Source organism: Brevundimonas sp. CURTG3B2_SDJG, from assembly GCF_057364705.1.
This window is the reverse complement of the sequence record NZ_JBNFOJ010000194.1, coordinates 1-5,676: the sequence shown is the minus strand read 5'-3', so window position 1 is coordinate 5,676 and position 5,676 is coordinate 1. Positions and strand designations below refer to the sequence as shown.

The window sequence follows — 5,676 nt, the reverse complement described above, 5'->3', positions numbered from 1 at the left end:
CGGAGCCCGCGCGGGCCGGGTCGGCCTGCACGGCGGCAGCCAGGGCGGCTGGGTCTCCCCCCTGGCGGCGACCAAGACGCCCGTCGATTTCATCGTCGTCGGTTTCGGCATGGCCGAGGGCGTCCTCGCCGAGGACCTGGGCGAGATGCGCCAGGACCTGGCCGCCAAGGGTTGGGGCCCCGAAGTGATCGCCAAGGCCGACGAGATCCACGCCGTGACGGCCGCCTTCATGAAGTCGAACGGCGCGGTCGGCTTCGCCGATCTCGACGCCCTGCGCGCCCGCTACGGCTCCGAGCCCTGGTGGGGCGACATCGGCGGTGATTTCTCGTCGCTGCTGTTGAAGTCGACCAACGAGGAGATCACCGCCCTCCTGGCCCAGGTCCAGTGGGGCATCATGTGGGACTACGATCCGATGCCGGCGCTGCGGTCGGTCGACGCCCCGATGCTCTGGATCCTGGCCGCCGACGACACCGAGGCGCCCGTCGAGGGCACGCGAGAACGCCTGACCGCCCTGGCGGCCCAGGGGCGGCCGATCACCGTGCTCCAGTATCCGGACGCCGATCACGGCATCATCGAGTTCCAGCGCGGCGCGGACGGCGCGAAGCGGGAGATCCGCTACTCCGACGGCTACATCCAGGCGGTCCTGGACTGGGCCGCGTACGGCCAGTTGCGCCACGGCCTGGGGCGCGGCGAAGTGCTGGCCCGCCCTTCTGGAGAGCGCTGATGAACCCGACACGCCGCCTGGTCCTGGGCGCCGCCGCTGTCACGCCGCTGGTCGGCGCGGCCCGCGCCGAGGACGTCGATCAGCTGGTCGTGGGGCGCGCGCTGCCCCGGTTCGATCTGCTGAAGCCGGGCCCCCGGACCTATCTGCGCTCCGTCGAGAAGGACGGGGCCCACGTCGCCGTCGCGTCTGGCGGCGCGAGGTGCGTTTCGAGGACGTCGACGCGCCGCCGCCTGCGCATCGTCCAGCGCTGGACGGAACCGGCCAGACGCCGTCGCTGGCCGAGCGGGATTCGGTGTTCGAGATGGGGACCTTCCGGCCCTTCACCCACGTGCGCGCCACCACCCGCGACGGGACCCGCGTGGTCGAGGGCTTCCGCTTCTCGCCGGACGCCATCACCGGCCTGGCGGGCCTGGCCGACAACAGCCGCGCCGACTTCTCGGTCCCCTCGTCCGAGGCGATGTACAATTTCGAGACCGACATGGAGATGCTGCAGACCCTGGCCTGGGCGCCGGGCTACGCGGTTTCCATCCCCTTCTATCATCCGGCGGGCGGCCCGCCGGCCCGGTACCTTTGGCGCGTCGGCGACCAGGCCGTGCTGACCGGGCCGGACGGGGCGTCGATCGACTGCTGGGTGGTCCAGACCGACTACAACTCGGGCGGCGCCTCCATCGCCCGCTTCTGGCTGGCCAAGTCGACCCAGCAGCTGATCAGGATGGAAAGCCCGGCGCCGAACGGGGTGCTGCACCGGAAAACCCTGCTGTACTGACGCCGTATTGGACAGGCCGGGGCGGGGCGGATAGGAGAACGGCCCTTTCCGGAGAAACCCTTGCGACTTCCCCAGGCCCGGCTCGATCAGGTGCTCGACCGCTTCCACGAGGTGGAGGCGCGCATGGGCGCGGCCTCGGACGGCGCCGAGATCGTGCGCCTGTCGAAAGAGCACGCCGAGCTGAAGCCCGTGGCCGACGCGGTCCAGGGCCTGGCCCGCACCCGCGCCGAGATGGCCGACCTGGAGGCCATGGCCGAGGACCCGGAGATGGCCGAGATGGCCGCCGAGGAGCTCCAGTCGCTGAAGGACCTCTTGCCCGGCCTGGAGCGCGAGGTCGCCCTGCTGCTGGCCCCCGCGACGCCGACGAGAACGCCTCCGCCGTCTGAGGTCCCGGGCCGGAGCCGGCGGCGACGAGGCCGCCCTGTTCGCCGGCGACCTGTTCCGCATGTACTCTCGCTACGCCTCCACGCGCGGCTGGCGGGTCGAGGTCGACAGCGCCACCGAGGGCGAGGCCGGAGGTTACAAGGAGATCATCGCCACGGTGACAGGGGAGGGCGTCTTCGGCCGCCTGAAGTTCGAATCGGGCGTCCACCGGGTGCAGCGGGTCCCCGCCACCGAGGCCGGCGGGCGCATCCACACCTCCGCCGCCACCGTCGCCGTCCTGCCCGAGGTCGAGGACGTCGAGATCGAGATCCGCGACCAGGACCTGCGCATCGACACCTATCGCTCGTCCGGCGCGGGCGGCCAGCACGTCAACAAGACCGACTCGGCCGTGCGCATCACCCACCTGCCCACCGGCATCGTGGTCACCTCGTCCGAGAAGTCGCAGCACGTGAACCGCGACAAGGCGATGAAGAACCTCCGGGTGCGCCTCTACGACATGCAGCGGCAGGAGAAGGACAAGGCCCGCTCCGACGCCCGCAAGTCCCAGGTCGGCTCGGGCGACCGCTCGGAACGCATCCGCACCTACAACTTCCCGCAGGGCCGGGTCACCGACCACCGCATCGGCCTGACCCTGCACAGCCTGCCCCAGATCTTGGAAGGCGACCTCGACGCCCTGCTGGACGCCCTGATCGCCGAGGACCAGGCCGCCCGCCTGGCGGACCTGGAGGCCGAGTTCGGCTAGGCGTCCCGCCCCGCCGTCCGATCCTTGCGGATCCGCCGCCTCAACAGCCTGTCGGACAGGGCCTCGGCATGCTTCAGGGTAAAGGCCAGGGCCGCCGGATTGCCTCGCCGGGGTCCGACGCTGTCGGCCATCACCGCCCCGCGCTCGCCGATCGCCTTGGGCGGGCCGGTGGTGGTGTCGATCGCCGTCTGGTGCTCGATCTCGGCGTTCAGCTCGGCCCCCATCAGCACGATCTGCACCGTCAGCCAGGTCCACAGCAGAAAACCCATCATCGCCGCCAGCGGACCGTAGGAGGCGGTCCGCACGAAGGTCTGCAGGTACCAGCTGAAGCCCAGCGACAGGCCCAGGCTCAGCAGGGCCGCGAAGATCGCCCCCGGCGTCAGCCAGCGCCAGCGCGCCCGCCGCCGGCTGGGCCCGAACCGGTAGATCACCGTCAGCGCCGCCACATAGACCAGGAACAGCATCGGCCAGCGCAGCGGCGCCAGGTGGTTCCACTCCTCGGCCAGCCCCAGGAAGCCCAGGACCACCGGCACGCCCACCACCATCGCCGCCGACAGCAGCACCGCCACCAGGCCCGACAGGGTGAAGGCCATGCACAACAGGTTGTACTGAACCAGATTGCGCTTCTCGACCTCGTGGTAGGCGACGTTCACGCCGTAGAACAGCACCTTGATCGCCCCGTTCGCCGTCCACAGCGACAGCATCAGCGTCCAGACCAGGGTGAAGGTCAGCTGGCCGGTCGAGGTGCCGGCCAAGCGCTCCATCTCTCCGCCCAGGAACTCCGCGACCCCCGCCGGCAGCACCGAGTACAGGAACTGCAGCCGGCTCCAGGCGTCGCTGGGGTCGGCGAACAGGCCGTAGATCGTCACGAACGCCGCCAGCGTCGGAAACAGCGACAGGACCACGAAGAAGGTCACCCCGCCCGCCACGAAGCCCACCCGGTCGCCGAAGTAGGACGCGCCGGTCCGCCACAGGATGTCGACCCAGCCCTTGTGCGGAATCTGCTCCGGCCGCCCCGCCATCCGGCCGCGGCCGGGTTCGTCGCTCTCGAAGTCCTCCGGCGTCGGCGGGGCGGGGGGAAGCGGCTCGGGCCGGGGCGGGCGAAGCTCCAGCCCGTACTTGTGGCCGCGCGTGTACAGCAGGTGCGCGGCTCCGGCCCCGGCCGCCAGGCCGCCCACGACGGCCGCGGCCATGCCCCACAGGCTCGGGCCGCCTCGCGAACTCCCGTCTGGTCCCGACCGCCGCTGCATCGCGCCTCCAACGGCCCCGCTGACCGGACGTTCCGCTTGAAATCACCGGCGAGGCGCGTCAAGGCCTGCGCATGACCGAGACACCCACCCTCCTGACCGCCTGGAAGGCCGCGCAGGCCCAGCTGAAGGCCGGCCGGATCGACAGCCCGTCCATCGACGCCCGCCTGCTGCTGGAAGTCGCCGCCGGCTGCTCGCGCACCGACATCCTCACCGACCCCTATCGACCGGTGACGCCCGAACAGCAGGCCGTCCTGGACGGCTACGTCCAGCGCCGCCTGAAGCGCGAACCCGTCTCGCGCATCCTGGGCAAGAAGGGCTTCTGGAAGATCATGCTGAACGTCACCCCGGACGTGCTCAGTCCGCGGCCGGACACCGAGGCGATCCTGGACGTGGTCATGCTGGCCTTCCAGCCGAACCAGGCCTTCGAGATGATCGACCTGGGCACGGGGTCCGGCGCGATCCTTCTGGCGACCCTGGCCGAACGGCCGGCCGCGCGCGGCGTCGGCACGGACATCTCGTTCGAGGCCATCGCCGTGGCGCGCGAGAACGCCGTCAATCTGGAGCTCGACAACCGCGCGACCTTCCTGCGCACCGAGTGGGCCTCCGGCTTCGGCGACGACAGCTTCGATCTGGTCGTGTCGAACCCGCCCTACATCCCGTCGGGCGACATTCAGGGCCTGGATCCGGAGGTTCGCGACCATGACCCTCACCTGGCCCTGGACGGCGGCCCCGACGGCCTTGAGGCCTATCGCGAGCTGGCTCCCGAGATCCGGCGCATCCTCCGGCCCGGCGGGACCTTCGCGGTCGAGATCGGCTGGGACCAGGGCGCTCAGGTCAAGGCGCTGTTCGACCAGGCCGGCTTCGAGAATGTGATCGTCGTCAAGGACCTGTCCGACCGCGACCGCGTCGTCACCAACGGTCCGGATCCCAGGACAAACCCGATCCCGAAGATGTAGGGCCTTCATCAAGCCCCTTGGAAACCGCGCCGTCCCGCGCTAAGTCTCCTTCGTCTCCCACCCAAGCACACGCCTCGAACCGCCTCAGGTTCCTGTCTCGCGCGCGCTCGGGACCCAGTGACGGTCGGGCCGGTCGCCCGGCGGACCACGGGGAGGCGCGGATTTCCGAACACATCGCCAGCGGGGAATAGGCCCCGCCCGAGACGGAACACCACCCGGACGGACACCGAGCCTTCAAGCGCCCGGTCCGCCCTCACCATCAAGGCACGGTAGCGTCCGATGAGAGATTTCAAGGGCATGAAGCGTCAGCGCGGACGCAACAGGAAGCCCGGCGGCGGCGGCAACAACGCCAACGCCACCAATCCGAATCGGTCCTGGGACTCCCAGGGCCCCGAGAACATCAAGGTCCGCGGCAACGCCCAGACCGTCTACGAGCGCTACATGCAGCTGGCGCGCGACGCCGGCGCCTCGGGCGACCGCGTCCTGGCCGAGAACTACACCCAGCACGCCGAACACTATTTCCGCGTCCTGCGCGCCCTGCAGCCGCAGCGCTCGGTCTCCGAGATCGCTCAGCGCGAACTGGCCGGCCAGGGCTTCGACATCGACTTCGAGGACGAAACCGGCGCCCAGGCCGCCGCCATCATGGCCGCCGCCCAGGCCGAGGCCGACCGGATCGCCCAGCAGGAAGCCCGCCAGCGCGAGAACGAGGACCGCCAGAACGATCGCCAAAACGATCGTCAGAACGGCCAGGGCGATCAGCCGCGCCGCGAATGGCGCGACGCGACGACCGCGAGCCGCGCGAACCCCGCGCCGAGGGCGAGTTTCGAACCCCGCGAAGGCGGCCGCCGCCGAGA

At 70.7% G+C, this 5,676-nt stretch carries 5 protein-coding genes and 1 pseudogene; 5 read left to right on the top strand and 1 reads right to left on the bottom strand.

Annotated elements, in window-relative coordinates:
• The 3 genes and pseudogenes from AC2W7C_RS12825 to prfA all read left to right on the top strand — a co-directional run.
• Positions 1–724, top strand: a 724-nt coding sequence (locus AC2W7C_RS12825) for an alpha/beta hydrolase family protein (RefSeq protein ID WP_486001786.1), incomplete at its 5' end; no start/stop codon positions are given.
• A gap of 199 nt (positions 725–923) precedes the next feature.
• Positions 924–1,490 (top strand): DUF3108 domain-containing protein, encoded by a 567-nt coding sequence (locus AC2W7C_RS12820; protein WP_486001785.1) that lies wholly within the window; start codon positions 924–926, stop codon positions 1,488–1,490.
• Between the two features lie 60 nt (positions 1,491–1,550).
• Positions 1,551–2,616, top strand: a pseudogene (gene prfA / locus AC2W7C_RS12815) (peptide chain release factor 1).
• Here the strand turns inward: prfA and AC2W7C_RS12810 are convergent.
• On the bottom strand, positions 2,613–3,809 hold the full coding sequence (locus AC2W7C_RS12810) for a YihY/virulence factor BrkB family protein (protein WP_486001784.1): 1,197 nt from the start codon (positions 3,807–3,809) through the stop codon (positions 2,613–2,615). The pseudogene prfA and the gene AC2W7C_RS12810 sit on opposite strands and share 4 nt — an antisense overlap.
• A gap of 128 nt (positions 3,810–3,937) precedes the next feature.
• Here AC2W7C_RS12810 and prmC point away from each other — a divergent pair, with 128 nt between their 5' ends.
• Both prmC and AC2W7C_RS12800 read left to right on the top strand, forming a co-directional pair.
• Positions 3,938–4,822, top strand: a complete 885-nt coding sequence (gene prmC / locus AC2W7C_RS12805; RefSeq protein WP_486001783.1) for a peptide chain release factor N(5)-glutamine methyltransferase — start codon at positions 3,938–3,940, stop codon at positions 4,820–4,822.
• Positions 4,823–5,101: 279 nt separating this feature from the next.
• A partial coding sequence (locus AC2W7C_RS12800; protein WP_486001782.1) for a DUF4167 domain-containing protein occupies positions 5,102–5,676 on the top strand: 575 nt, incomplete at its 3' end.

Excerpts from the sequence above, each read along its gene's own strand:
- prmC (WP_486001783.1), top strand. The coding sequence starts at position 3,938 with ATGACCGAGACACCCACCCTCCTGACCGCCTGGAAGGCCGCGCAGGCC.
- AC2W7C_RS12810 (WP_486001784.1), bottom strand. The coding sequence starts at position 3,809 with ATGGCCGCGGCCGTCGTGGGCGGCCTGGCGGCCGGGGCCGGAGCCGCG.